Genomic DNA, 23,646 nt, shown 5'->3' with positions numbered 1-23,646 from the left:
GGTCACTTCTTCGTGCTGAGGTAGGGGGACCGGTGCAGGGGCACCCGGCTGCCGTCCGGCCGGACCAGCACCGATCGGTGCGGCTCGGCCAGGCTCAGCAGCCGGACGCCGATGAACCGGTCCGGCCACAGCTGCGTTGCGCAGTCGAGGTAGCGGCGGACCTGCGCGGCGGTGCGGGCCAGGCCGAGCTCGCGGGGGCTGCCGGTCTTGATCTCGTCGATCAGCACCCGGTCGCCGCTGTCGCGCCAGACGAGGTCGACCCGGCCGACGCCGACGTCGAGCTCTGTGCCGGCGAAGATCCAGGTCGCCGGAGGCAGCAGGTGCCAGAAGTAGCTGCCGGACAGCGAGGCGACGTTCTGCCGGTGCGCGCGTGCCTCGATGGGTGCAAAGGAGCCGAGGGCGCGGTCGGCTGCCCCACGCAGGTCCGTCGGGGAAGGACACCGGGTGCGGGCGGCCAGGGCGCCGATCGTGGCGTGCACGAGCACGCCGACCTGTCCGGAGCGGGCGAGCTCTTCGTCGTCGTGGAACACGTGCGGGCACCGTCCGGTGCCCGCCGTGGTCGGCAGTCGGCAGTGGAGCGGGTGCAGCCAGCGGCCCACGAGGCCGCGGTGCCGTGGATCAGCCCGTGTGCTCGCCGCGGCCGGCCGCGGCCGGATCACGGTGCCTGGCGGGCGCTGCCCTGGGGCGTGACGTCGGCCGCACGTGGGCCGTGCAGCGGGCACCCCGGATGCACCGGGAGCAGGCGTGCCCGCCATCGGGGATGGCGCGGTCCACCGCGCCCGTGCAGGGAAAGCACCTGCAGGTCCCCGAACGGTGCCCGGCCGGTCGCGCGTCGCGGTGCCGGGTCGGCGGACAGCAGGGCGAGCGCGGTGCGGGCCGCCTGCAGGGCAACGTGGCCCAGGTCGGGGTAGGAACCGATGTAGGTCGGGTGCGAGCAGCCCACCGGGGTGATGTCGCCGTCCGGCCGGGCCGGTGGCCACGGCACCGCGCGGTCGGCGCGGTGCAGCTGCAGGCACTCCCAACAGCCGCCGCCGGCGGCCGGGAGGGTCACCACCGTGCCGCCCCAGCCGCCGGGGGTGGCGGAGGCGATCAGCAGCGGTGTGCCGGCCGGCCGCAGGTGCGCGGCGAGGAAGCGGGTCACCGTCGGGCTCGCGGTGGCGTCGACGACGAGCGTGCTGCCGAGCAGCCGGAGGAGCTCGCGGCCGTCATCGGCTCCGAGGTCGCGGACTCCGCAGGTGAGCCGGACGTGCGGATTGGCCTCGAGGAGCCGGGTCGCGACGGCGAGGGCCTTGAACTCTCCGGCGTCGCGGATACCGGGGAGCTGCCGGGCGTTGGCGGCCGGGTCGTGGGTGTCTCCGTCGACCAGGCGGAGCGCTCCGACGCCGGCGCGGGCCAGTTCCAGGGCGATCGGGCCGCCCAGCGCCCCGACGCCGATCACGGTCACCGTCGCGTCGGCCATCGGCCTGGTGACCTCGTCGGGCAGTCGGGCGGTGAGGTCGCCGGGACCGATCGCGTAGCCGCGACGCGCCGTCACCCATACGTCCTCGCGGGCCCCTGCCGGGGCCGAGCCGGCCGGAGGAGCCGGCCACAGGGCGCTGAGGTCGAACAGTGAGAGCTGGTTGTCGGCGATGGCCCCCTCGGCGCGGCCCTCGTGCCGGTGCTCCGGTGCCTCCCGGTCGAGGAGGAGGAAGTCTTCGTGCGGACGTCGTCGTTCGCGCTCCGAGGGCACCAGGAGCACCAGCGTCTCCCGGCGATCGTCGGGCGTGGCCGCGGGCACGGTCGCGCCCAGCTGTGCCCATCCCCGGTGCCACAGCTCCGAGGGGTGGAGCGGTCCCGGAGGGAGGGCGGGGAGACGGACCCACGGGACCCGGGCGGCCACCCGCAGTGGGAAGGTGCCAGCGGCCCACAGCACGTGCTGGTCGCCGTCCAGGAGGGTGACCAGCGCGTGCACCGGGTTGTCGGCGTGGCCGACGGACACCAGGTCGGCCAGGCCCCCCGGGGACCTCGGCGGGCGGCGTGCAGGCGGAGTCGACCAGCAGCGCGCCCCGGACCAGGCACAGCCGGGTCCAGGTCGGCTCGGCTCCGGCCTCCAGGCCCAGCGTCGCGGGGTCGGTGCCCGGGTCACGGCCGGCTGCGAGCAACCGCGGGAGCTGGACGGACAGCAGCTCAGCGACCGTGGTTCCCGGCTGCCAGTCGTCGTCCCCGGCGAGCAGGCACAGGGCGCCGTGGTTGGTCGCGTTGCGGTGGCGCACCAGCCCCGGCAGCGGCTCGGGCAGGTACACCCGAGGCGGGAACCACGGGTAGTTCGTCGGGTAGCGGACCAGCAGCTCGAGCCGGTCCGGGTCGCCCGGCTGCGGCGCCGGGTGTGGCCAGCTGATCCACAGTGCCAGTCGAGGTCCGAGGTCCGCGGCCAGCGTGAGCTGCTCGGTCTGGCTGCTGGTGGAGCGCCGGGACCAGGTGGCGCCGACGGCGGCCAGCGCAGCGGCCTCGGCCTCCCAGACGTCCGGGTAGACCAGCCACCAGGGCGGAGGTCCACCGGCCGCCGTCGGCGCGCCCATCAGCCCACCGGCCGCGGGTGCTCGCCCGCAGGAGCAGCCCACACCGGCGGCGCCAGGGCGATGTCCTCGACGACCGTCTCGTCGGTCGTCGTCCGGCTCTCGCTCTGCATCGTCGTCGTGGTGGTGTGCCGGGTGAGCCGCCGCTGGCCAGCACTGCGCGGGAGCGTCGGGGACTCCGGTGGCGCGGGCGGCGTGGGCGGCAGCGGCGAGGGCGGCTCGGTGCCCGGGGTAGCGGGCGGCGCCTCCGGCTCGGCGGTGTTCTCACCGGTCCCGCCACCGAGCTGGGCGTCTGGGCTCGCCGTGGCCTCCTCCGCGTCTGGGAGCGGGGCGTCCGCTCCCGTGGGCTCGTTGATGTCGTCCGGCATGGGACGTCCTCTCGGTCCGGCCGCTGGGGATCAACGGCAGCGGCCGAATCGCAGCCGGAAACGCCGAGGGATGCCACACACGTCATGGATCCTTCCGAGCACTGGCTCGGAGGGGATGGCGGATCCGCCACCCGACCGGGTGACGGCGATGAATGCGGGAGGTTGACCGCGCCGGCACCTGCAGTGCCGTGATCCGTCCGGGCGCCAACCACATCGACCGCCGTCGGCGTCTCCGGCCGCGCGACTACCTGAGCGATCCCCACGCGTTTGGCCGGCAGGCCGAGGTCATCTTCCGCGTGCCGCCCGGCGGGGACGAAGTCTCCGCAGCCGTGGCGCGGGTCCAGCACCAGCTGGTGCTCGACTGGCGCGCCGCCCGACCGCGCCGCATGGGGAGCCGGGACGCCCGGGTCTTCCAGATCTCATCGTCGACGTGGAGCTCGAGCGTGCTCGGGGAACGGTGGATGGGGGAGACGGTCATGGCTGCGGTCCTCCACGCCCTCAGCCACCGGTGAACGCATCGGGGCGGGTTCGACGCGAAGTCGCAGGCGGTGATCTGCACGTCGCCGTCGGCGGTGAGCGGCACCTCGACGGCTCCAGCGTGACTACGCTCGGCGAACAACCCCAGGGTGAGCGCTCCGAGACGAATGGGCGCCGGTACGGGCTCAGCTCCCCTGAGAGGGTGACCGGTTGGGCATTCCGGTCCTCCCGGAGGGCGCCGCTGGTCACGATGGACAGCATGTCCAGCAGCTACGAGGCGTCGACCACGCTGCCCTATCCGCAGCTGGAGCGGGCTGCTGATCGACCTGCAGGCAGCAGCCCCGGCCCTGAGCAAGGGGCCGATGTGGGCGCCCCGTAGGCGGGCCGCGAGAAGACGCACGGCTGCGCCATTGACCAGCGAACTCACCGTCGGACCGGTTGCCAGGAATCGTCAGTGGCCGACGACACACTACGCAGACGCACCAGTGCGCGGGCCCGAGCCCGCCGACAGAAACGGACGAGCGATGAGGGCCCTGCAGCAGCACGACGAACTCGCTGCACAGCGGCACGGTCACCCGGCCTGGCGGCTGCTCGTCGCCGACAACGCGCCCCTCGTGCTGGGTTTCCTGGACCGCGTGTTCCTGACCCCCAACGTCCGCCTGATGCCAGGCCCGGAGCTGATCGAGGCGCTCGAGGATCAGCTGTTCGCAGTCCGCCGCGGCAACCCGGACGCCTACCCAAAGACGCCAGAGGCCTACCTGGCCGACTGGTCGGACCCGAAGAACGGCTGGCTGCGCAAGTCGTACCCCGGCAGCTCCGACGTCCCGCACTACGCGCCCACCTCGGCGGTGGAGACCGCGGCCGCGTTCGTCCGGTCCCTGGGCCGGCGGGAGTTCCTCGGCACCGCGAGCCGGCTGCTCACCGTCCGGAACCTGCTCCGTGAGATCACCGCCGGCGCCGCCACCGACCCCGAAGTGCGGCTGGCCGCACTACAGCGCCAGCGGGAGGAGATCGACGCCCAGATTGACGCCATCCGCTCCGGGGCCGACCGCGGTCTCGACGACACCGCGATCCGCGAGCGCTACACCCAGGCCGTCACCACGGCCCGCGAGCTGCTCGGCGACCTGCGCGAGGTGGAGGAGAACTTCCGGGCGCTCGACCGCGAAGTCCGCCTGCGAGCGACGACCTGGTCCGGGCCCCGCGGGGAGTTCCTGAAGACGGTCTTCGGCAGCACCGCGGAGATCGGCGCCTCCGACCAGGGCCGCTCTTGGCGGGCCTTCTGGGAGCACATGCTCTCGGCCCGCCAGCAGGAGGAGCTCGAGGAGCTGCTGTCCGCGATCGAAGACGTGCCCGCCCTGGCGGGCACCGGCGACCAGTTCGACCAGCTGCTGCGCGAGGAGCTGTTCGCAGCGGCCGAGGACACCCAGCGGATAGTGGCCTCCCTGTCGGCCCAGCTGCGCCGCTTCCTCGACGAGCGGACCTGGACCGAGGGCCGGCGCATCCACGAGGTCATCCGCACGACGCTGGCCGCCGCGCTCGAGGTCCGCGACCGGGACGTCCGCGAGCTGGGCAGCCGGCTGCCGAGCATGCGCGCGGACATCGCGCTGCCGCTGGAACGGCCGCTACACACACCCCGGACCAAGCACCGGCTCAACTCCACCGTCACCACGGAGGACGACGACGTCCTCGGCGCCGACGGGCTGACCGACCTCTTCGACATCAGTCACATCGACCTTGCCGCGCTGCGGGCCGCGGTCGCCGACACGGTGACGGCCAACGGCGGCCACGCCACCCTGGCCCAGGTCATCGCTGCGCACCCGCTCACCGAGGGCCTCGCCGAGCTCGTCGGCTACCTGCAGGTCTCCGATGACGGGGCCACCCTGCACACCGACCGCCGCGAGAACGTCGAGTGGGTCGACGACAGCGGACGGCGGCGGCGGGCCGCCGTACCGCTGATCCTCTTCGGCGAGGACCCGGCGCCACCAACGATCACCCGGCCGGTCGCGCCGTCACCGGACCTCACCACCGTCGAGCAGGGGAGCCGCTGACATGGCGACACCGGAGCTGTCGGTCGCGCTGGCCACCTTGCTGCGCGGCCCCGTGCACGCGGAGGACTCCGCACCCGTCTGGCGGTCGGTCACCACCCTGGGCCCGCAGCTGCACGAGCACCTCGAGGTGCTCGGCCTTCGGCTAGTGGTCGACGAAGTGGAGCGCTACGCCTACCTGCGCGTCAAGGACGAACTGCCCGAGGGCATGCCCCGCCTGTTCCGGCGACACGCACTGACCTACGGCTCCACGGTGCTGCTCATCCTGCTCCGGCAGCGCCTGACCACCGCCGAATCCGACGGGGAGACTCCCCGGCTGATCGTCACCACCACCGAGATGACCGAGTGGATGCGGCTGTACCGCCGGGACGCGACCAGCGAAGAACGCATCGCCGGCGACATCGCCACCCTGGTCAAGCTCGGCTACCTGCGGAAGCTGCGCGACTCCGAGGACACCTTCGAGGTCCGCCGGATCATCAAGGCCCTGGTCACCGCCGACTGGATGGCCGAGTGGCAGGACAAGCTGGTCAGGGCCACACGCCGCCCGGACCCGGGCACCGACGGCGAGGCAGGCCTCGAGCTGGAGGATGACGTCCCGGTCGATCCCCGCGCCGACGAGGACGACGACGAGGACGTGCCGGCATGACGACCGCTCCGCCCCGGCCGCCGGTGGACCTGGCCCCCGACGCCGCCCCGCTCCCGTTGGACTTCGCCGGGACGACCGGTGTCCGGCTGGCGGAGTTCCAGCTGTTCAACTGGGGCACCTTCGACGGGCCGGTGCAGAAGCTCACCCTCGAGGGGGCCAACGCGCTGCTCACCGGCCAGGTCGGCGCAGGGAAGTCGACGATCGTCGACGGCCTGACCACACTGTTCGCCGCCCCGAGCAAGGTCGTGTTCAACCGCGCCGCCGGCGCCGACCGCAGCGAGCGCACGGTGAACACCTACGTGCTCGGCCACTACCGGAACGTCTTCGACGAGGCCACCGGCAGCAGCCGACCGGAGGCACTCCGCAAGCAGAAGGACGCCTACAGCGTGCTGCTGGCTCGCTTCACCGGGCTGCCGTCCGGCGGCGGTGTGCTCAGCGCCGGCGTCGCCTTCTGGTTCGAGGCCACCGGCACGGTGCACCGCATGTACTTCACCGCCCCGCTGGCCCTGGACATCGCCGAGCACCTCGCCGAGCACGCCGACGGCAAGGCGGTGCGGGCGGCGCTGCGCGGGCTCGGCGCGGACGTCTTCGACGACAACTTCAAGAACTACCGCCGCTCCCTGTGCCGGCAGCTGGGCGTCGGCCCGGGGGCGCTGGACCTGCTGGTGCAGACGGTCTCGATGAAGTCGGTCGGTGACCTGACCGCGTTCGTGCGGGCGCACATGCTCGATCCGGTCGACGCCCGGTCGAAGATCGCGGCGATCCTCGAGCACTGGGGCGACCTGACCCGCGCCTACGAGCTGGTCGTCACCGCCCGCCAGCAGCTGGAGAAGCTCGAACCGGTCGCCGAGCACGCCGCCGCCTACGACCGAGCCGACGCCCGGATCGCCGCCACCCGGGAGGCCCAGGCGGCGGTCGCCGCACTCGTCGAGCGTCACCGGGTCGACCTGCTCGCCGCGGCGATCGCCGACCTCGACAGCCGGCTGCCGGAGCTGTCCGCCCGGGTGACGGCCGTCAAGGCCAAGCACGAGGCGGCGTCGGAGGCCGTCACCCAGCTGGCGATCGCCGTGCAGCAGTCCGGCGGCGCGGAGCTCCTCCGCGCCGAGCACCAGGTGCAGCTGGCCGAGGCCGCGCTCGCCGGAGCCCGCACCGCGGCCGCCGAGCTGCGCGAGCTTGCCGCCGCTGCCGGCGTCGCCGCGCCGGAGGGCACGGCGGACTGGGCCAGGTTCAGCACCGCGGTCACCGCCGCCCGCCGGGAACAGAAGGACGCGGCGAAGGCCGCCGGAGACCAGGAGTACCAGGCGCTGCGCGCCCTCGAGGACGCCCGCGCCGAGCTGAAGCAGATGAACGCCGAGCTCGAGGAGGCCGGCCGCCGGGAGTCCAACGTCCCCCTGGACGACGCGCAGCTGCGCGGCCGGATCGCCGCCGACCTCGGGCTGGCGCCGACCGCCCTGCCGTTCGCCGCGGAGCTGATCGCCGTCGACCCCGACGCCGCCGAGTGGGAGGCCGCCGCCGAGCGGCTGGTCCGACCGCTGGCGCTGTCGCTGCTCGTCGTCGAGGAGCACTACCCCCGCGTCGCCGCATGGGTCGACGAGCACCACCTGGGCCGGCGGCTCGTGTACTACCGCGTGGGTGACGTCGCCGCCGCCGGGAATCCGCCACGACCAGGCACGATGGCCGCGAACCTGCTCATCCGCCCGGGCACGCCGTTCACGCCGTGGCTGCGCGCCGAGATCGCCCGGCGCTACGACCACGCCTGCGTCGCGGGCCCGGCCGAGCTGGGCCGGCACACCCGCGCCGTCACCCGCGCCGGGCAGATCAAGGACAACGCCAAGCACGAGAAGGACGACCGCCGGCACGCCGGCGACCGCCGGTTCTACGTCCTCGGTTGGGACACCGCTGCCCGCCGGGCCGCGCTGGCCGCCGCGCTGCCGGGGCAGCGGAACCGGGTCGCCGAGCTGGAGCAGGCCGCCGACAAGGCCACCGCCGTCCGCAGCGGGGAGAACCAGCGCGGATACGCCCTCGAGCAGATCGAGAAGCGGTTCCCCGACCCGGCGGCGGTCGACGTCGCCGGCAAGCACGACGGCGTCCAGGCCGCCCGCGAGCTGCACGACACGATCGCCAGGAACCCGAAGCTCACCGAGCTGCTGGAGAAGAAGAAGCAGGCCGAGGGGCAGGCGAAGGCGCTGCTCGACGAGATCGGCAAGGCCGAGCAGGCCGTCGGTGACGCCCGCGGCCGGCGGAACCGGTGGGCCGCCCAGCACGCCACGGCCAGCACCAGGCTGCAGGAACTGGGGGCTCCCCAGATCACCCCCGACGCATCCGATGCGCTCACCGCGGCGGTGCGGGCTGCCGGCCCCGAGCCGACCGACATCGAGGAGTGCGACGCCTGGGGACGACGGGTGACCGAAGCGCTCACCGCCGAGCAGGGGCGGGCGTCGAGCACCCGGGAGCGCAGCGGGCGCTCGCTGGTGGCCGCCATGAAGGATTTCGCCGCGCTTTGGCCGCAGGTCGTCGACGAGATCGGCACCGACGCCGACGCCCGCGGCGACTACATCACGCTGCAGGAGCGGCTACGGACCGACGACCTGCCCAGCTACGAGGCCGACTTCCGCGAGCAGCTGCAGACCAACGCCATCCACGAACTGGTCACCTTCAGCCACTTCCTCGACACCGAGTCCCGCAAGATCAGCGGGCGAATCGCGACGATCAACACCGCGCTGGTCGACATCGACTACCGGCAGGGCACCTACATCCGGCTGGAGAACGAGCCGACGGTGGAGGAGGACATCCGCCGGTTCCGCGCGGATCTGCGCGAGGTCACGGCGAACACCCTGCTGGCCGACGACGAGGCCTACGCCGAGGAGCGGTTCCTCAAGGTCAAGGAACTGCTGGACCGGTTCAAGGGCCGCGAGGGATCGGCCAACGCGGACAAGACATGGACCGACAAGGTCACCGACGTCCGCAACTGGCACACCTTCGCCGCCTCCGAGCGCACCCGGGAGGAAGACGCCCCGGTCGAGCACTACACCGACTCCGGCGGGAAGTCCGGCGGTCAGAAGGAGAAGCTGGCCTACACGATCCTGGCCGCCTCGCTGTCCTACCAGTACGGCCTGGCGGGCGGGCACACGAACGCCTTCCGGTTCGTGATGATCGACGAGGCGTTCGGACGTGGCTCCGACGAATCGACCCGGTTCGGCTTGGAGCTCTTCCAGCGGCTGGATCTGCAGCTGCTGGTCGTGACGCCGCTGCAGAAGATCGGCACGATCGAGCCGTTCGTGCAGGCGGTCGGCTACGTCCGCAGCGAGGATCCCCGCAGCCGGCTGTTCACCATGCCGATCGCCGAGTACCAGGCGACCCGGACGCAGTGGGTTCAGGGACGGCGCGCCGCGCGCACCGCGACCACGGTCACCGACCCGGCCGACGAAGCGCCCGACCCCGGCTCGGTCCTCGACGGCGTCGAGCACGGTGAAGCTGCGCCGGCCGAGCCGGACGTCGAGGACATCGAGGCTTTCGACGTCCCCGGCGGGACGTCGTGAGCGCCGCGCGGACAGGCTGGACGACCGCGGCGGCCGTCAAGGCTGCCGTGACGACCAGGTGGGAGCGTGGCGCGCTGCTACGCGATCTGCACGCCGACCCCGAGGCCTGGACGGCGTTTCCCCTGCGGGTCCGCCTGCCCGGCCCCAGCCGCGACGAGCTGGCCACGCGGTTCGCCGACGCGTCCGCGTGGGCCCGGGACCTGGCCGCGGCCGCCGATCGCGAGGGCTGGCAGCTGCAAACCCGACCGATGCGCGTCGGCGGGGTCGGCACCCAGCAGCTGCCGGTGGCGGCGATCGTGCCGACGCCGCAGGACGCCTTACGGCTACTGGGCCGCACGCACGCTGCCGACGCGGCCCGGTTTGCCGACGCGCTCCAGCGCGCCGAGAAGCTCGACCCGGCCGCCGCCCGGGTTGCCCTGCAGCGGCCCCACGACGTGCTCGCCGCCACCGACGACTGGCCGCTGCTGCTGGAGCTGGCCGGATGGATTCGCGAGCATCCCCGCCCTGGGATCTTCCCGCGGCAGATCCCGCTCGCCGGCGTGCACACGAAGGTCCTCGAACGCAACACCGGCCTCCTCGGCCGGCTGCTGGAGGCGCTGCTGCCGGCCGAGGCGATCGAGCCGACCGGCCGGTCGTTCGCTGCCCGGTTCGGTTTCGCCGAGGACGGTCGCCGCATCAGGATCCGCGGCGACGCCGCCGCCCTCGGCGTGCCCGGAGAAGGGGACGCCGACGTCGAGTGGGATGTCTCGACGCTGGCCGCCTTCGACCCGGTGGGGCGCACCATCACGGAGCTGCTGGTGCTGGAGAACAAGACGTCGTTCCGCACGGCCCCAGCCGCACCGGGCCGGCTCGTGCTGTGGGGCGCCGGCTACGGCGTCGACGAGCTGCTGGCCACGCTGCCGTGGCGCGACAAGGTCGCCGTCCGCTACTGGGGCGACATCGACACCCACGGCTTCGCCATGCTCGCCGCGGTCCGGCGGATCGCCCCGCACACCACCAGCGTGCTGATGGACACCGAGACGCTGCTGGCGCACCGCCCGTTCTGGAGCACCGAGCGAACACCGCGCACAGATGTGCTGGTGCATCTCACCGAGGCCGAGCAGGCCCTGTACACGGCGCTGCGCACCGACGCGTACGGGCCGGCGGTGCGCCTGGAGCAGGAGTTCGTCCGCTTCGACCTGGTCGAGGACGCGCTCTCGACCGTGGCCTCGGCGAGCTGACCGCCTTCCGGGGGCCCGTGACCTATCCCGGCCAGCAGCCCGCACACGGCCGTGCGTCGTTCCGGCGGCGTGACCTCGCCACCACGGGCGAGCGCCGTCGCGGGCTACGGTGCGGGGCCGTGGACGACCTTCCCCCGGTGTGCGCGGCCTGCATGGGCCTGCTCGACGTGTGGGTGGTCTACGACGGCGGCCTGCTGGTCCACGACGACCCGGAGTGCCGCCGGTACGCCGACAACAAGCCCAACCTCGACGGCAGCCGCCGCCAGCCGCTGTGGCGGGGCGTGAGCCCGCTGCCGGAGCCGATCGTCAACGACGGCACGTGCCACCACTGCGGCCAGCCGGCCTGGTCCAGCCCGTGGATGGTGGTCTACGAGAAGCGCGACTTCTGCCACCCGCAGTGCGTCGAGGCGTGGGCCGAACAGCGCCGCCTGGACCGGCTCGACGCCGAACGGCGGGGCGAGAACGAGCAGCGGATGCGGGTCATCCTCCACGACTGGCATCTGGCGCCCGAGCCGTCGCCCCCGCCGGTCGGACCGGACGGGACGCTGCCGGCGCCGCGGCGGCGGGAGACCGAGCCGGAAGGGAGACAGCCCGTGTGCGACGGCTGCGGCCAGCCGCGGCGGGCGGCCAGGCACTGCTTCCCGGGCCGGCGGAGCCGGGACGGGCGGGAGCGGATCTACTGCAGCCTGACGTGCCTGCAGAAGGCAGAGCCGCCGCTGATCACCGCGGCGTCGATCGCCGACGACGTGCATCTGCCCAGCCCCGCCGAGATCGAGAACGCCCGGTCGACCGGCGGCGGCTGGTCGCAGGCCACGCTGGCGGCGTGGGGTGTGCCGTGGCCGCCGCCGGAGGGCTGGAGGGCCGATCTGGAGCAGCGCTGGCGGGAGTCCGGGAGCGCCATCGCGTAGGACGTCGTCCCGCCCGACGCGAGCAGCCGGTGCGTTATCGGCACATCGACCAGGTGAGGCGTGTAGGCGATCGCCCGCGAACTGGGGGGCCACCGGACGGTGAGCCGCCTCTTCGACGACGTCGGCCTGCCGCGTCGTCGACCCGGCTGTCCGCATCCGTAAGCACGGCAGGGGAGGCCGCCGGTCCGACCGAACCGGAGTTCCCCGCGGAAACCAACGTCGCCGGCGGCCGCCACGAGTGTCGTTCGCTGGACGACCAGTGTCGCTCGTCGGAATCGACCCGCGCAGGTGTCGCTCGTCGGACGGGCCGACGGTCCTGCCGGAACCCGCGGCGAGATGCGTGACGCCCCGGTAGCGCCACGGACCGTGGCGAGCATGAGCAGGTCGAAGGTCGCCGGGCAACTCTCGCTCTTCAACGTCGACGAGGTCGAGCAGACGGTGACAGCCCCAGCGGAGAACCGGGACAGTCGCCGACGGACCCTGTGGGAGACGACTGCGCACCCCGGGAGCAATTGGACGGTCCGGGTCACGGCAGGCAAGGAGCCCGCCCCCGATCCGTCCCAGGAGGATTCCCGTGCGCACCACCACCCGTCCCGTCCACTGCTCGTTCTGCGGCCGCGCGTCGGCCACGGCGCCGACCGCGCTCTGTGCCGACTGCCTGTCCACGGCGACCGAGCTGGTCCGCGGCGTGCTGGTCGAAGACGGCCTGTCGATCGACGTCGCGCGGCTGATGGACGCCGGCCAGCCGGGCAGCGAGGAGACGTCCTCCCGGGTCCAGCTGCTGGGATCGCTGGCTGCCCGCCTCGCAGCCGCGGAACAGCAGATCGACGCGGCCACCGACGTGTTGATGGACCACGGGTACATGGACGGGGACCAGGACCTGCGCGAGGCAGTGCAGGCCGCGGTCTCGGACGCCGCCGAGAGCGAGGCCGTCACCGACGTGCTGCTCACGGCCGAGCTCCTGTCCGGGGCCCAGAGCCTGTGCGAGGCGGTGCACCAGGCGGTGGCGATGGCGGCCAAAGCCGATTCGGCGATCGAGATGTTGGCTGGGGCCGGGTTCATGCCGGGAGCGCAGGACCTGAGCGAGGCGGTCTCCGATGCGATCGCGAACGCCACCGAGGCCGAGGCCGCGCGCGACGTCCTCCTCCGCCACGGGTACATGGACGGGGGCCAGGACCTGCGCGAGGCGGTGGAGGCTGCGGTAGCGGCGGCAGCCGAGGCCGGCGGTGCCAGGGAGGTGCTCACCGACGTCGGGTACATGTCGGGCGGGATGAGTCTCGTCGGGGCCGTGTGCGACGTCATCACCGAGAGCGTCGACCGTGGCCAGCGGTACTTCCGGGAGCGGCAGTACCGCGTGAACGTCGCCGCCGTCGCCTCCCGGGTTCTCCTGCGCACGCACTCGGAGTCGCACGCCGGGTCGGTGGCGACCTGCGCGACGTGCGCCGCCGACTGGGCGGTGGTCGAGGAAGCCTCTGGCGTCACGGCCCCCGGGAACTGACCGAAGCGCCGACCACGGCGCACGATGGCGGCCGAGCAGCAGGCCCGCACCGTTCCGGTGCGGGCCTGCTGTCGTTGGCGAACGGGGCCACCACGCCGCGCCCACCGGACATTTCGTGGCCGTTGAACTGGACATTGAATGGCCATCGACAGCTGACGGCGCTGCTCGTCGGGCCGGCGGCGCCCTCGGGGTTCCACCGCATGACGCGGCGGATCTGCACCGGACGGGCGCCGCTGACCCGCACGAGCAGGCGTCACGCACCTCGCCCCGCATAGGTACGACAGCCCGCAGGTGGCCACGGCCGCCGCCACGGAATCTCTGTGGCGGCGGCCGTGGCGTTCGTGCCCGGCCACCGTACGGTCGCGCCGACCTGCCTGGCCCCGAGGGCCGGCGGCACCGCGTCGGCGGTCGGCCGACGGACGCTGCGGCGGTAGGCGCCCCGTGACCTCCGTCCCGGCTACCTCGGGGAACCCTGCTCGACGCCCCGTTCGAGGGCCTCGGTCAGCGTCTGGGCATCGTGCGGTCCGACGTGCCGCCGACCGTTGACGAAGAAGGTCGGCGTCCCCCGCGCGCCGCTGGCCTCGGCGCTGGCGACGTCGGCGCGGATCCTGGCCGCCGTCGCCTCGTCGTCGAGGTCCCGCAGGAACCTCTCCACGTCCAGATCGAGGTCCGCGGCGTACCCCGCCAGGTCCTCGAAATCCAGCTGGTCCTGATGGAGGAACAGCTGGTCGTGCATCTCCCAGAAGCGGCCCTGCGCGGCAGCGGCGACGGCCGCCCGCGCGGCGAGTTCGGCGTTGGGGTGCACGTCGGTCAGCGGGAGGTGCCGGAAGACGTACCGCAGCCGCGGTCCGAACCGGTCCCTCAACTCACGGGTCACCCCCGTGGTCCGGGCGCAGAACGGGCACTCGAAGTCGCCGTACTCCACCAGGGTCAGCGGGGCGTCGGCCGGCCCGGCGACGTGGTCGATCCCCGGGTCGACGTCCCGGTCGAGGAACCGCGGCAGGTCGGCGTCCGTCTGACCGCGTCGCGCGGTCGCCCGGAAGATCGACCACCCGAGGGTGGTGGCGAGCAGGGCGGCGAGGAAGACGCCGACCGTGGCCTGGTCCTGCAACGCCGGGTCGTCGAAGGCGAGCCCGGCGATGAGCAGCGAGACGGTGAACCCGATCCCGCACAGGGCGCCGCCGCCCATCACGTGCCCGGGGGCCACCCCCTGCGGCAGGCGGCCGAGGCCCAGGCGCACCGCGGCCAGGGCGGTCAGGCCGATCCCCACGACCTTGCCGATCACCAGCGCGGAGGCGACACCCCAGGTGACCGCCGAGGACAGCGCCTCGGACAGCACCCCACCGCGCAGGTCGACCCCGGCGTTCGCGAAGGCGAACAGCGGGACGATCACGTACCCGGTCCACGGGTGCAGCACCGCCTGGAGCCGCTCGTTGACCGAGATGGCCTGCTGGAGCCCCCGCCGGGCCGACCGGCCGACGTCGACCATGGGGGACTGCCGGAAGGCGCGGAAGCGGTGCGCTGCCCCCTCCACGGCCTCGCGGGCCGGCGAGCGCGCGGCGACGAGAAGGCCGCCGAGCATGCCGGCGACGGAGGCGTGCAGCCCCGCCTCCAGTGTGGCCAGCCACAGGAGGAGGGCGATCATCACGAACGGCCAGGCCCGCCAGACGGCCAGGCGGCTCAACAGGGCCAGCAGGGCGCCCAGCGCAACCATGAGCAGCAACGGCAGGACGTCGAGAGCACCGGAGTAGAAGAGACCGATGACGCTCACGGCCACGATGTCGTCGATGACGGTGAGGGTGAGGAGGAAGACCCGCAGCTGGGTGGCGAAGGTGGGCCCGACCACGGCGAGCGCGCCGAGCATGAAGGCCGTGTCGGTGCCGATGACGACACCCCACCCTCGTGCCGCCTCGCCCTCGGGGACCATCAGCAGGTACAGCACGGCGGGGACGGTCAGGCCACCGATCGCGGCCAGGGCGGGGATCGTGGCCCGGCGCCGGTTGGTGAGCTCTCCGATGGAGAACTCACGGCGGACCTCCAGACCGATGACGAAGAAGAACAACGCGATCAGGCCGTCGTTGACCCAGTGCTCCAGATCCATCGACAGCGCCCAGCCGCCGACCGACAGCGAGGCCTCCGCGTGCCACAGCGCCTCGTAGGAGGCCGACCAGGGTGAGTTGGCCCAGGCGAGCGCGGAGAGGGTGGCCGCCAGGAGGAGGCTCGCGCTGCCCGCCTCGGTGGCCAGGTACCGCCGGAGCGGCCCGGACAGCTGCCCGCGCAGCGATCGCCGCTGAGCGCGGGTCTGGGAGTTCCGGTCGCCGTGCGCCAACCTGATCACGCCGGGTGCCCGGTCCGGCTCGTCCGCAGCCCGGTCGGTCGCGCGCGGACCGGGTGCCGGCTGGTGGTGGGCGTGCCGGCGGAGGCGCTCCCCGCGGGACGTCCGAGCGGCGCCGAGGTGGTCGCCTGACCGGCCACGTCGCCGGGGGCCTCGGGACACCGATCGTCGGTGGGTAGTTGGTCGTGATCGGCCGTGGTGCGCACGTGGGCTCCTGAGGGTGGGTGGCGTCGCGTCAACCGTCGGTGCGGCGGAAGCCTTCCCCCGCGTCGGGAGGCAGCGATCACCTGGGGCGGCCAGGGACGTCGGTCAGGGTCACGACGTCGTCGACCGCCAGCAGTCCGTGCCGCGGACCCCTGCCCGGCACGGGAGACGACGACGCGACGGGTCCGGGCTAGGTGCTCATGTCGGGTCTTCCGGTCGGGGGGCGGGATGAGGATCGGGCGCGGCGCGGCCGACCGCAACCGCCCGCCCCGCCGGTCCGGCGTCCTGGGAGCACCCGGTTGCCTGCCGCAGGTCCGCGGGATGCGTCGCCCGTGACCGGAGGTCCAGCGGGCCCCGGTGACCAGGGGAGGTGCCGGTGGCCGGCCGGGAGTACGTCCGGCGTGGTCACGGCCGCGATCCCGCGCGGCGGGCCGGTGGTCCGGGCGCAGCCCGTGCCGCCGCTGTTACCGTCCGCCGCATGCCGGAGCTGACGCGCACCGCCCGCCTGGACGTCCTGGTCGAGGGCTACGTGCGCATGCCGCACGTAGCGGGCACGGTGAGCCTAATCCGGGACGCCGGCCGGGTGGTCGTCGTCGACCCCGGGATGGTCTCCGACCGGGACCGGATCCTGGCCCCGATGCGCGAGCTCGGCGTGCGTCCCGAGGACGTCACCGACGTCGTCGTCAGCCACCACCACCTGGACCACACCGTGAACGTGGCCCTCTTCCCGGTGGTCCCCGTGCACGACTTCCAGTCCGTCATCGAGGGCGACACCTTCACCCGCCGGGCCGCCGAGGGCACGCAGCTCACCCCGAGCATCCGGCTGCTGGCCACGCCCGGGCACACCCCGCAGGACATCACCACGCTCGTCGGCACGCCCGACGACGTCGTCGCCCTCACCCACCTCTGGTGGACCGAGGAGGGGCCGGCCGACGACCCGTACAGCCACGACCGCGACGAGCTGCGCCGGCAGCGCGAGCGCGTGCTCGACCTCGCCACCCTGGTGGTCTGCGCCCACGGCGCGCCGTTCCGCCCCGGCCCGGCCACGGTGCGCTGACCGCTCGGGGCCCGGGGCCCGGCGGACACGCGCGGGGGCGCGGACACCCACCTGGGCGTCGGTGCGACCTAGCCTCTCCCCGGTGAGGCAGCTGCTGCGGTTCGCCTGGATCGAGGCGCAGTGCTGCCTCTTCGCCGTCCTGTTCTTCCTCGGACTCGCCCTCGTCCGCGTCGTCCCGCTGCCGGTCGCCGCCGCCGACGCCCTGCTGCTGTGGTCCCTCGGCGTGACGCTGGTGCTGTGGCTGGTCCGCTGGGAGACCGGCCGCGAGGTCGCCGTCATCTTCGGCTTCCACCTCGTCGGCCTGGTGCTCGAGCTGTTCAAGGTGGCGCAGGGCTCGTGGTCCTACCCGGACACCGGCCTGGCCACGATCGGTGGCGTGCCGCTGTGCAGCGGCTTCATGTACGCGGCGGTCGGCAGCTACGTCTGCCAGGCCTGGCGCCGCTTCGACCTGCGGATCACGACCTACCGCGCGCGCAGCACCGCCGTCGTCGCCGCGTTGATCTACCTCAACTTCTTCACCCACCACGTCACCTGGGACGTCCGGCTGCCCCTGACCCTGCTGCTGCTCGCCGTCACCTGGCGGACCGGGGTGCACTTCACGGTCGGCCGGCGGCGCTACGTGATGCCGCTCGCGCTCTCGTTCGTCCTCATCGGCTTCTTCCTCTGGGTCGCCGAGAACGCCGCCACCCTGCTGCGGGCCTGGCAGTACCCCTCGCAGGAGTCGGTGTGGACGCTCGTCCACGCGGCCAAGCTGGGCTCGTGGTCGCTGCTGGTGGTGGTCAGCATCGTCCTGGTCGCGGCGGTGAAGGCGCGGGAGGGGCAGCTGTACGGCCGGCCCGGTGACCGGACGGTGTTCCGGGCCTACGAGGCCTCCGAGGCGGCCCTGCTCCCCGGGCCGGCGGCCGACCGCGTGCCGGCCGCGGGTGCCGGCTGATCCCAGAGGCCCGACGACGCCGGACGGTCCGGTGCCGACGAGCCACCCCGGTCGGGGTCCTCGAGGGCCCGGTAGCTCACGCCGCCCAGCCGCAGCGACACGACCCGCCCGGCGGCGTCCCGCTCGACCGGCACCGGCTCGCCGGCCGGCCCGAACCCCGGCTGCGCGACGACCCGCAACGTGCGGCCGTCGATGACTTGCAGCTCCTCGATCCCGGGCAGGGGGTCGGGCCAGGTCGGCCGCACGAGCACCAGCCGCCCGGCGAGCTCGGCGACGTCGACCACGCCCCAGAGCCCGGCGAAGCGACCGGCGAACGACGACGGCGGCGGGCCGTCCGGTGGCGTGGCGGGCACCCCGGTGCGCGGCTGCAGCGCGACGTCGACCAGCTTCACCAGCCCGGTCGCCAGCTCCTCGGCAGGGCCGTCGATCGCGTTGGTGAGCACGCTGACGACCAGCCCGTCGACCGGGTCCACGAACGTGACGGTGATCTGCCCCGGCCACCCGCCGCTGTGCCCCACCAGGTGCCGCTCGCCCACGGTGGTCAGCGCCAGGCCCAGCCCGTACCGGCCGACCTCGGTGCCGTACGCGGTGACCACCGACTCCAGGCGCTGCAGCAGCCGCTTCGCGTCGTCGCCGAGCAGCCGGTCGTCCCCGAGCACGTGGGCCGAGCCGAGGACGGCGAGCTCCTCGGCGGTCGAGTAGAAGCCGGTCGCCGCGGCGAACGCCCCCGTGCCCACCGAGCCGAGGGGGTGCCGGGTGCTCTCGCCCAGCACCAGGGCGGTGTGCCCGCTGACGTGCTCCCCGGCCCGCGCGGGGTCGTGGTCGGCCCCGGTGCGGGTGAGCCCCAGCGGCTCGAGGATGCCGGTGCGCACCGCCGCGGCGTAGGAGGTCCCGGTGACCGCCTCGATCGCCAGGCCGAGGAGCGCGTAGCCGACGTTGGAGTACTTGAAGTGCTCGTTGCGCCGCAGCACCGGCCCCGCCCGCAGCGCCGCCGAGACCACCTGTGGCCGGTCCGGGAACGGCTGCTCGAGCTGCCAGAAGTCGGCCTCGGCGCCGTCCCGGGTGATGCCGGCCTGGTGCCCGAGCAGCTCCCGGACGGTCACGCGGGCCACCGGTGAGCCGGCCGCCGCCAGCTCCGGCACGTGCGCGCCGATCGGGTCGTCCAGCCGCAGCCGCCCGGCCTCGACCAGCTGGAGGACGAGGGTCGCGGTGAACGTCTTGGAGTGCGAGGCGACGCGGAACAGGTGCTCGGGGGTGAGCGGCGCCCCGGTCGCGACGTCGGCGACGCCGACCGCGGTGGAGAGCACCAGCTCACCGCCGTGGCGGACGGCCACCTGCGCCCCCGGCACCCGGCGGTGCCGCACCTGCGCGTCCAGCCAGGACCGCAGGTAGCCGCCGGCGGCGCGGATCGTCTCGGTGCGGGTCGTCACGGCCGTCCAGCGTAGGAGCCTGCGGCGGACGTCACAGAGGGAAACAGGGTGATCACGTTCCGATCACGGATGCATAACGCCGATGACGTCCCCGGTCACCGCCGGCCCCTGCCGCTCATCGGCGAGCGTCCCGCAGCTCGTGCCCGGTGCCCGCTCCTCGCACCGACTCCGAACGGATCCCCGCTCCACCATGTCCGCCGTTCTCGGCATCCTCGCGGCCACCCTCAGCATCGCCGTCGTCTGGCCCCAGGTCTGGCGTTCCTGCCGGCACCGCCGCACCCTCGGTCTCTCGCCCACCAGCGCCTGGCTCGCCGTCGCGCTCAACCTCTCCTGGCTCGCCTTCGGCCTGCTCTCCGGCGATCCGGTGCAGATCGTCACCAACGCCGTCGTCGGCACGGGCAACGCCGCCGTCCTCGTGGCGCTGCTGCTCACCCAGCCCCGCTTGCGCGCGCCGCGCGTGCTGCTGCGCACCGCGCCGAGCGCCGCCGTCCTCGCCGCGCTGGCCGGGGGCGTGCTCGCCGGCGCCGCGCTGCTCGGCACCGATCCGGCGGCGGCAGCGGCGCTGCTCGGCGGGGTGGCCTCCGTGGTGGGCGCGGCGGCCGCGCTGCCGCAGCCGGTCAGCCTGCTGCGCGACCGCACGCAGGACCTCTCCGGGCTCTCGCCGGCGCGGTGGTGGCTCGGCTCGGGCTCCTGCGCCGCGTGGACCGGTTACGGCTGGTGCCTCGACCAGGCCGCGGTGTGGCTCTCGGCCGGTGTCGGGCTGTGCTGCTCGCTGGTCGTCTGCGGGATGCTGCGCGCCCGGCGGGCGCTGCTGCCGGCGGCCGGGTCAGCCGCCGCAGCGGGGGACGTCGCCGGCATCCAGTGCCCACTCCGGCAGGTCGGCGCGGAAGGCGTCGCGCACGGGTGCGGAGCCGGTCGCCCGCCAGTCCACGCGGCCGCCGACCTCCGGCTCGTCCTTGGCCCACTCGAACCAGTTGACCATCGCCAGGCGGGGCAGCCGCTGCGCCAGCCCCGGTTCGAACAGCTGCCGCCACCAGGCCTGCTTGACGGCCAGCTCGTCGGCGCCACCACCGCCGGGGGCGAAGAACGCCGCGGTCTCCGGGACGGCGACCGGCTTGCCGTACCGCTCGCCGTACTCGGCGTGGAAGTCCGGTAAGCCCCGGTCGTCCCCGCCCCGCCCGGCGTAGCTGCCGGTCAGCTGGGCGACGAACTTGCCGGCCTCGGGTACCTCGTTCTCGCCCCACGGGTGGCTGTCGCCCCAGTGGTACAGCGACATCCCGACCCAGTCGACGGCGTCCTCGCCCGGCCAGTAGGGGGCGTAGGGGTCGTCGGCGGCCGACACGGTCCCGTCGCCGTCGGTGTCGAGCGCGGCCACGTCGCCGGGGGCGGCCGCCGCGTGCGCGCCGCCGGTGAACGGGTAGCCGCCGCCGTAGTTCGGTGCCCACATGACCGCCGAGCCCGGTGCTCCCGCGTGGACGGCGGCGGCGACCCGCCGGAACGCCTCGACGTAGGCGCTCGGCTGCTGGCCCCACGGGTACCAGGAGCCGTTCATCTCGTGGGCGAAGCGCACCACCACCGGCACCCCCCGCTCGTTGTAGCGGGCCAGCCGCCCGGCCAGGGCCTCGGACACCTCCTCGGTGACGGCGGCCAGCCCGCCGTGCGGCTCCAGGGTGAGCAGCAGCAGGCCGCCCTCGCCCCGGACCTGCTCGACGGCGGCGTCGAGGTTGCGCTCGTCGGCGGGGGAGAAGGGGAAGCCGGAGAAGGAGACGGCGGCGGCGGGGCGGGAGCCCAGCGCGGCGGAGTGCTCGGCGAGCGTGCGGTCGCCCCAGTCGAGGTTCACCCCGAGGTAGACGCCGTCGCCCGCGCCCGGCCGCGCCAGCTCCGCCGCCGAGCAGACCGGCCCGGCGTCGGCGGCGCCGTCGTCCGCCGTCCCGCACCCGGAGAGGAGGGCCGTGGTGGTCAGGGCGGAGAGGGTGAGGGCCGGCAGTCGTCGCACACCGTCCCATCGGACGCCGGGCACCGCGGCTGAAGCGATCGACGACGGTGGGATCCTGGGCCGGTGGAGGTGGTCATCCTCCCCGGGCCCGACGAGGTCGCCCGGGTCGCGGCGCGGCGGATCGCCGAGGCGGTCCGCCGGCGCCCGGACGCCGTGGTCGGTCTCGCGACCGGCTCCTCGCCGCTGGGGCTCTACGCCGAGCTCGCCCGGCAGGTCGCCGCCGGGGAGCTGGACGTCTCCGGCATCCGCGGCTTCGGGCTCGACGAGTACGTCGGGCTCCCGCCGGGTCACCCGCAGAGCTACGCCTCGGTCCTGCGGCGCACCGTCGTCCAGCCTCTGCGGCTCGACCCCGCCCGGGTGCACGTCCCCGACGGCGGCGCGGCCGAGCTGGTCGCGGCGGCGGCCGGCTTCGAGCGGAGGATCGAGGCGGCCGGTGGCATCGACGTGCAGATCCTCGGTATCGGCGCCAACGGGCACATCGGCTTCAACGAGCCGACGTCGTCCCTGTCCTCGCGCACCCGCGTCAAGACCCTCGCCCCCCGGACGCGGGCGGACAACGCGCGCTTCTTCGCCTCCCCGGAGGAGGTGCCGGTGCACTGCCTCACCCAAGGGCTGGGCACGATCCTGGAGGCGCGGGAGCTGGTGCTCGTCGCGCTGGGGAGGGCCAAGGCCGATGCCGTTGCGGCCGCGGTGGAAGGCCCACTCAGCAGCATGTGCCCCGCCTCCGTGCTGCAGCTGCACCCGCGGGCCGGGGCCTACCTGGACGAGGCGGCGGCCGCACGGCTGCGGCTGGCCGACTACTACCGCCACACCTGGGCCCACCGGCCGGGCGGCTCCTGACGCCGGGCGCGCGGCCGTCCGGCGGCCGGTCTCGACGAACGGTCCCCTCGGCGGGAAGGTCGTGCCATGACCGGCAACCGCTACGCCATCGACCTGGACGCCCTCGAGTCCGGGGTGCGCGTCGAGCCCGCGGACCAGGTGGCGGAGCGGTACGCGCCCGGCGCGCCGCCCGCCGTCCCGGTGGGCGAGCCGCACCCCCTCGCCGGTGGAGCGGGGGGCGACGCCGACGGGGACTGATCCCCGCCGCGGGGATCAGACGCGGTGGTCGCGCTTGCGCCGGCCGTAGGCGGCGGTGCCGAGGAAGAGCAGCACGCCGACGGCCAGCAGCCAGAACAGACCCTCGACCACCGCGAGCACCGCGCCGACCAGCGAGAGCACGAGCCACGCGACCAGTAGGAATCCGAGCACGCGCAGCAGCACGGTGACCTCCGGAGCAGGGCGGACGTGCCCACCCTAGTGCGGTAGCCCTTCCGGGGCGGTGCGGCGCGTGCGGCGGCGGTGCCGCAGGATCGGCGCATGGCCTACTCCGCAGCCGACGACCGCTACGACTCCATGACCTACCGCCGCACCGGGCGGAGCGGGCTGGACCTCCCCGCGCTCAGCCTGGGCCTGTGGCACAACTTCGGCGACGACGTCCCCTTCGACCGCCAGCGGGGCATCCTGCGGCGGGCCTTCGACCTGGGCGTCACCCACTTCGACCTCGCCAACAACTACGGCCCGCCCTACGGCAGCGCGGAGACCAACTTCGGCCGCCACCTGGCCGACGACTTCCGGCCCTACCGCGACGAGCTGGTCATCTCCACCAAGGCCGGCTACGACATGTGGCCCGGGCCGTACGGGCAGGGCGGGGGCTCGCGGAAGTACGTGCTGAGCAGCCTGGACCAGTCGCTGCGCCGGATGGGGCTGGAGTACGTCGACATCTTCTACAGCCACCGGCCCGACCCCACGACGCCGCTCGAGGAGACGATGGGCGCGCTGGACACCGCCGTCCGCTCCGGGAAAGCGCTCTACGCCGGCATCTCGTCGTACTCGCCGGAGCAGACCCGCCGGGCGGCGGAGATCCTCGCCGACCTCGGCACGCCGCTGCTGATCCACCAGCCCTCGTACTCGATGCTCAACCGCTGGATCGAGCGCGAGGACCTGCTGGGCGCGCTCGACGACGTCGGGGCCGGCTGTATCGCCTTCTCGCCGCTGGCCCAAGGCATGCTCACCGACAAGTACCTCGGCGGGGTGCCGGAGGGGTCGCGGGCCAGCCAGGGCAAGTCGCTCTCGCCCGACCTGCTCACCGAGCAGGCGCTCGCCCACGTCCGCGCCCTCGACGGCCTGGCCCGCGAGCGCGGGCAGTCGCTGGCCCAGATGGCGTTGGCCTGGGCGCTGCGCGACCCGCGGATGACCACCGTGCTCATCGGGGCCAGCAGCGTGACCCAGCTGGAGCAGAACGTCGGTGCGCTGGGCAACCTGGAGTTCACCGACGACGAGCTCGCGGCGATCGACCGGCACGCCGTCGACGCCGGCATCGACCTGTGGGAGGGCCCGCGCACCGCCTGAGCCGCCTGTGGACAACCGCTCCGGCGCGGGGCGGTTCCTGCCTAGG

Annotated in this window: 19 protein-coding genes and 1 pseudogene; 13 read left to right on the top strand and 7 right to left on the bottom strand. The window is 74.0% G+C overall.

Going from position 1 to position 23,646, the window contains the following annotated elements; genetic code table 11:
• Window positions 1–2 precede the first annotated feature (2 nt).
• The 3 genes from E9529_RS05480 to E9529_RS05470 form a co-directional block, all read right to left on the bottom strand.
• Window positions 3–530, bottom strand: a complete 528-nt coding sequence (locus E9529_RS05480) for a PD-(D/E)XK nuclease family protein (RefSeq protein WP_236830111.1) — start codon at window positions 528–530, stop codon at window positions 3–5.
• 125 nt (window positions 531–655) lie between these two features.
• Window positions 656–1,978 carry a ThiF family adenylyltransferase gene (locus E9529_RS22580; protein ID WP_236830109.1) on the bottom strand — a complete coding sequence of 441 codons (1,323 nt, stop codon included), beginning with the start codon at window positions 1,976–1,978 and terminating at the stop codon, window positions 656–658.
• A 579-nt stretch (window positions 1,979–2,557) separates the two neighbouring features.
• Window positions 2,558–2,923 carry a hypothetical protein gene (locus tag E9529_RS05470; protein ID WP_236830108.1) on the bottom strand — a complete coding sequence of 122 codons (366 nt, stop codon included), beginning with the start codon at window positions 2,921–2,923 and terminating at the stop codon, window positions 2,558–2,560.
• A gap of 188 nt (window positions 2,924–3,111) precedes the next feature.
• Here E9529_RS05470 and E9529_RS05465 point away from each other — a divergent pair, with 188 nt between their 5' ends.
• The 7 genes from E9529_RS05465 (at window position 3,112) to E9529_RS05435 (ending at window position 13,256) form a co-directional block, all read left to right on the top strand.
• Window positions 3,112–3,435: a hypothetical protein gene (locus tag E9529_RS05465; RefSeq protein ID WP_236830107.1), complete on the top strand. Its 324-nt coding sequence runs from the start codon at window positions 3,112–3,114 to the stop codon at window positions 3,433–3,435.
• A gap of 489 nt (window positions 3,436–3,924) precedes the next feature.
• Window positions 3,925–5,448, top strand: a complete 1,524-nt coding sequence (locus E9529_RS05460) for a DUF3375 domain-containing protein (protein WP_236830106.1) — start codon at window positions 3,925–3,927, stop codon at window positions 5,446–5,448.
• 1 nt (window position 5,449) lies between these two features.
• Window positions 5,450–6,091 (top strand): DUF4194 domain-containing protein, encoded by a 642-nt coding sequence (locus E9529_RS05455; protein ID WP_236830105.1) that lies wholly within the window; start codon window positions 5,450–5,452, stop codon window positions 6,089–6,091.
• A complete protein-coding gene (locus E9529_RS05450; protein WP_236830104.1) occupies window positions 6,088–9,630 on the top strand; it encodes an ATP-binding protein in 3,543 nt (1,180 codons plus the stop codon). Before E9529_RS05455 ends, E9529_RS05450 begins: the two co-directional genes overlap by 4 nt.
• On the top strand, window positions 9,627–10,850 hold the full coding sequence (locus E9529_RS22575; protein WP_308195255.1) for a Wadjet anti-phage system protein JetD domain-containing protein: 1,224 nt from the start codon (window positions 9,627–9,629) through the stop codon (window positions 10,848–10,850). The genes E9529_RS05450 and E9529_RS22575 overlap by 4 nt, the downstream gene beginning before the upstream one ends.
• A gap of 119 nt (window positions 10,851–10,969) precedes the next feature.
• Complete coding sequence (locus tag E9529_RS05440) at window positions 10,970–11,758, top strand: hypothetical protein (protein ID WP_236830102.1); 789 nt, start codon at window positions 10,970–10,972, stop codon at window positions 11,756–11,758.
• A gap of 574 nt (window positions 11,759–12,332) precedes the next feature.
• Window positions 12,333–13,256: a hypothetical protein gene (locus E9529_RS05435; protein WP_236830101.1), complete on the top strand. Its 924-nt coding sequence runs from the start codon at window positions 12,333–12,335 to the stop codon at window positions 13,254–13,256.
• 457 nt (window positions 13,257–13,713) lie between these two features.
• Here the strand turns inward: E9529_RS05435 and nhaA are convergent, their stop codons facing one another.
• Complete coding sequence (gene nhaA, locus E9529_RS05430; protein WP_236830100.1) at window positions 13,714–15,594, bottom strand: Na+/H+ antiporter NhaA; 1,881 nt, start codon at window positions 15,592–15,594, stop codon at window positions 13,714–13,716.
• Window positions 15,595–16,273: 679 nt separating this feature from the next.
• Here nhaA and E9529_RS05425 point away from each other — a divergent pair.
• Together E9529_RS05425 and E9529_RS05420 are read left to right on the top strand one after the other, a co-directional pair.
• Window positions 16,274–16,852, top strand: coding sequence for an MBL fold metallo-hydrolase (locus E9529_RS05425; protein WP_236830099.1), 579 nt, complete (start codon window positions 16,274–16,276; stop codon window positions 16,850–16,852).
• A gap of 82 nt (window positions 16,853–16,934) precedes the next feature.
• On the top strand, window positions 16,935–17,786 hold the full coding sequence (locus E9529_RS05420; protein ID WP_236830098.1) for a DUF817 domain-containing protein: 852 nt from the start codon (window positions 16,935–16,937) through the stop codon (window positions 17,784–17,786).
• On the opposite strand, the gene E9529_RS05415 is transcribed toward E9529_RS05420, so the two are convergent.
• Complete coding sequence (locus tag E9529_RS05415; protein ID WP_236830097.1) at window positions 17,714–19,216, bottom strand: serine hydrolase; 1,503 nt, start codon at window positions 19,214–19,216, stop codon at window positions 17,714–17,716. The genes E9529_RS05420 and E9529_RS05415 overlap by 73 nt on opposite strands.
• Window positions 19,217–19,298: 82 nt before the next feature.
• On the opposite strand from E9529_RS05415, the pseudogene E9529_RS22945 reads away from it, so the two are divergent.
• Window positions 19,299–19,949: pseudogene (locus E9529_RS22945) on the top strand (SemiSWEET transporter); the annotation flags it as partial.
• A 93-nt stretch (window positions 19,950–20,042) separates the two neighbouring features.
• Here E9529_RS22945 and E9529_RS05405 read toward each other — a convergent pair.
• Entirely contained in the window at window positions 20,043–21,212 is a 1,170-nt protein-coding gene (locus tag E9529_RS05405; RefSeq protein WP_236830095.1) for a glycosyl hydrolase, read from the bottom strand.
• A 63-nt stretch (window positions 21,213–21,275) separates the two neighbouring features.
• Here E9529_RS05405 and nagB point away from each other — a divergent pair, with 63 nt between their 5' ends.
• Window positions 21,276–22,052 (top strand): glucosamine-6-phosphate deaminase, encoded by a 777-nt coding sequence (gene nagB / locus E9529_RS05400; RefSeq protein WP_236830094.1) that lies wholly within the window; start codon window positions 21,276–21,278, stop codon window positions 22,050–22,052.
• Window positions 22,053–22,118: 66 nt separating this feature from the next.
• On the top strand, window positions 22,119–22,289 hold the full coding sequence (locus E9529_RS05395) for a hypothetical protein (protein WP_236830093.1): 171 nt from the start codon (window positions 22,119–22,121) through the stop codon (window positions 22,287–22,289).
• Between the two features lie 15 nt (window positions 22,290–22,304).
• Here the strand turns inward: E9529_RS05395 and E9529_RS05390 are convergent, their stop codons facing one another.
• A complete protein-coding gene (locus E9529_RS05390; RefSeq protein WP_236830092.1) occupies window positions 22,305–22,472 on the bottom strand; it encodes a hypothetical protein in 168 nt (55 codons plus the stop codon).
• A gap of 96 nt (window positions 22,473–22,568) precedes the next feature.
• On the opposite strand from E9529_RS05390, the gene mgrA reads away from it, so the two are divergent.
• Window positions 22,569–23,600: an L-glyceraldehyde 3-phosphate reductase gene (mgrA, locus tag E9529_RS05385; protein ID WP_236830091.1), complete on the top strand. Its 1,032-nt coding sequence runs from the start codon at window positions 22,569–22,571 to the stop codon at window positions 23,598–23,600.
• Window positions 23,601–23,646 lie beyond the last annotated feature (46 nt).

Origin of the sequence: Blastococcus sp. KM273128 (genome assembly GCF_021698975.1) — a bacterium.
Classification (GTDB): Bacteria; Actinomycetota; Actinomycetes; order Mycobacteriales; family Geodermatophilaceae; genus Blastococcus.
This window is presented reverse-complemented; position numbering and strand designations above follow the sequence as displayed.

What these genes read in the sequence shown, in the direction of transcription:
- E9529_RS05470 (WP_236830108.1), bottom strand. Translation starts at nt 2,923, where the DNA reads ATGCCGGACGACATCAACGAGCCCACGGGAGCGGACGCCCCGCTCCCA.
- E9529_RS05460 (WP_236830106.1), top strand. Translation starts at nt 3,925, where the DNA reads ATGAGGGCCCTGCAGCAGCACGACGAACTCGCTGCACAGCGGCACGGT.
- E9529_RS05455 (WP_236830105.1), top strand. Translation starts at nt 5,450, where the DNA reads ATGGCGACACCGGAGCTGTCGGTCGCGCTGGCCACCTTGCTGCGCGGC.
- E9529_RS05450 (WP_236830104.1), top strand. Translation starts at nt 6,088, where the DNA reads ATGACGACCGCTCCGCCCCGGCCGCCGGTGGACCTGGCCCCCGACGCC.
- E9529_RS05425 (WP_236830099.1), top strand. Translation starts at nt 16,274, where the DNA reads ATGCCGGAGCTGACGCGCACCGCCCGCCTGGACGTCCTGGTCGAGGGC.
- E9529_RS05395 (WP_236830093.1), top strand. Translation starts at nt 22,119, where the DNA reads ATGACCGGCAACCGCTACGCCATCGACCTGGACGCCCTCGAGTCCGGG.
- mgrA (WP_236830091.1), top strand. Translation starts at nt 22,569, where the DNA reads ATGGCCTACTCCGCAGCCGACGACCGCTACGACTCCATGACCTACCGC.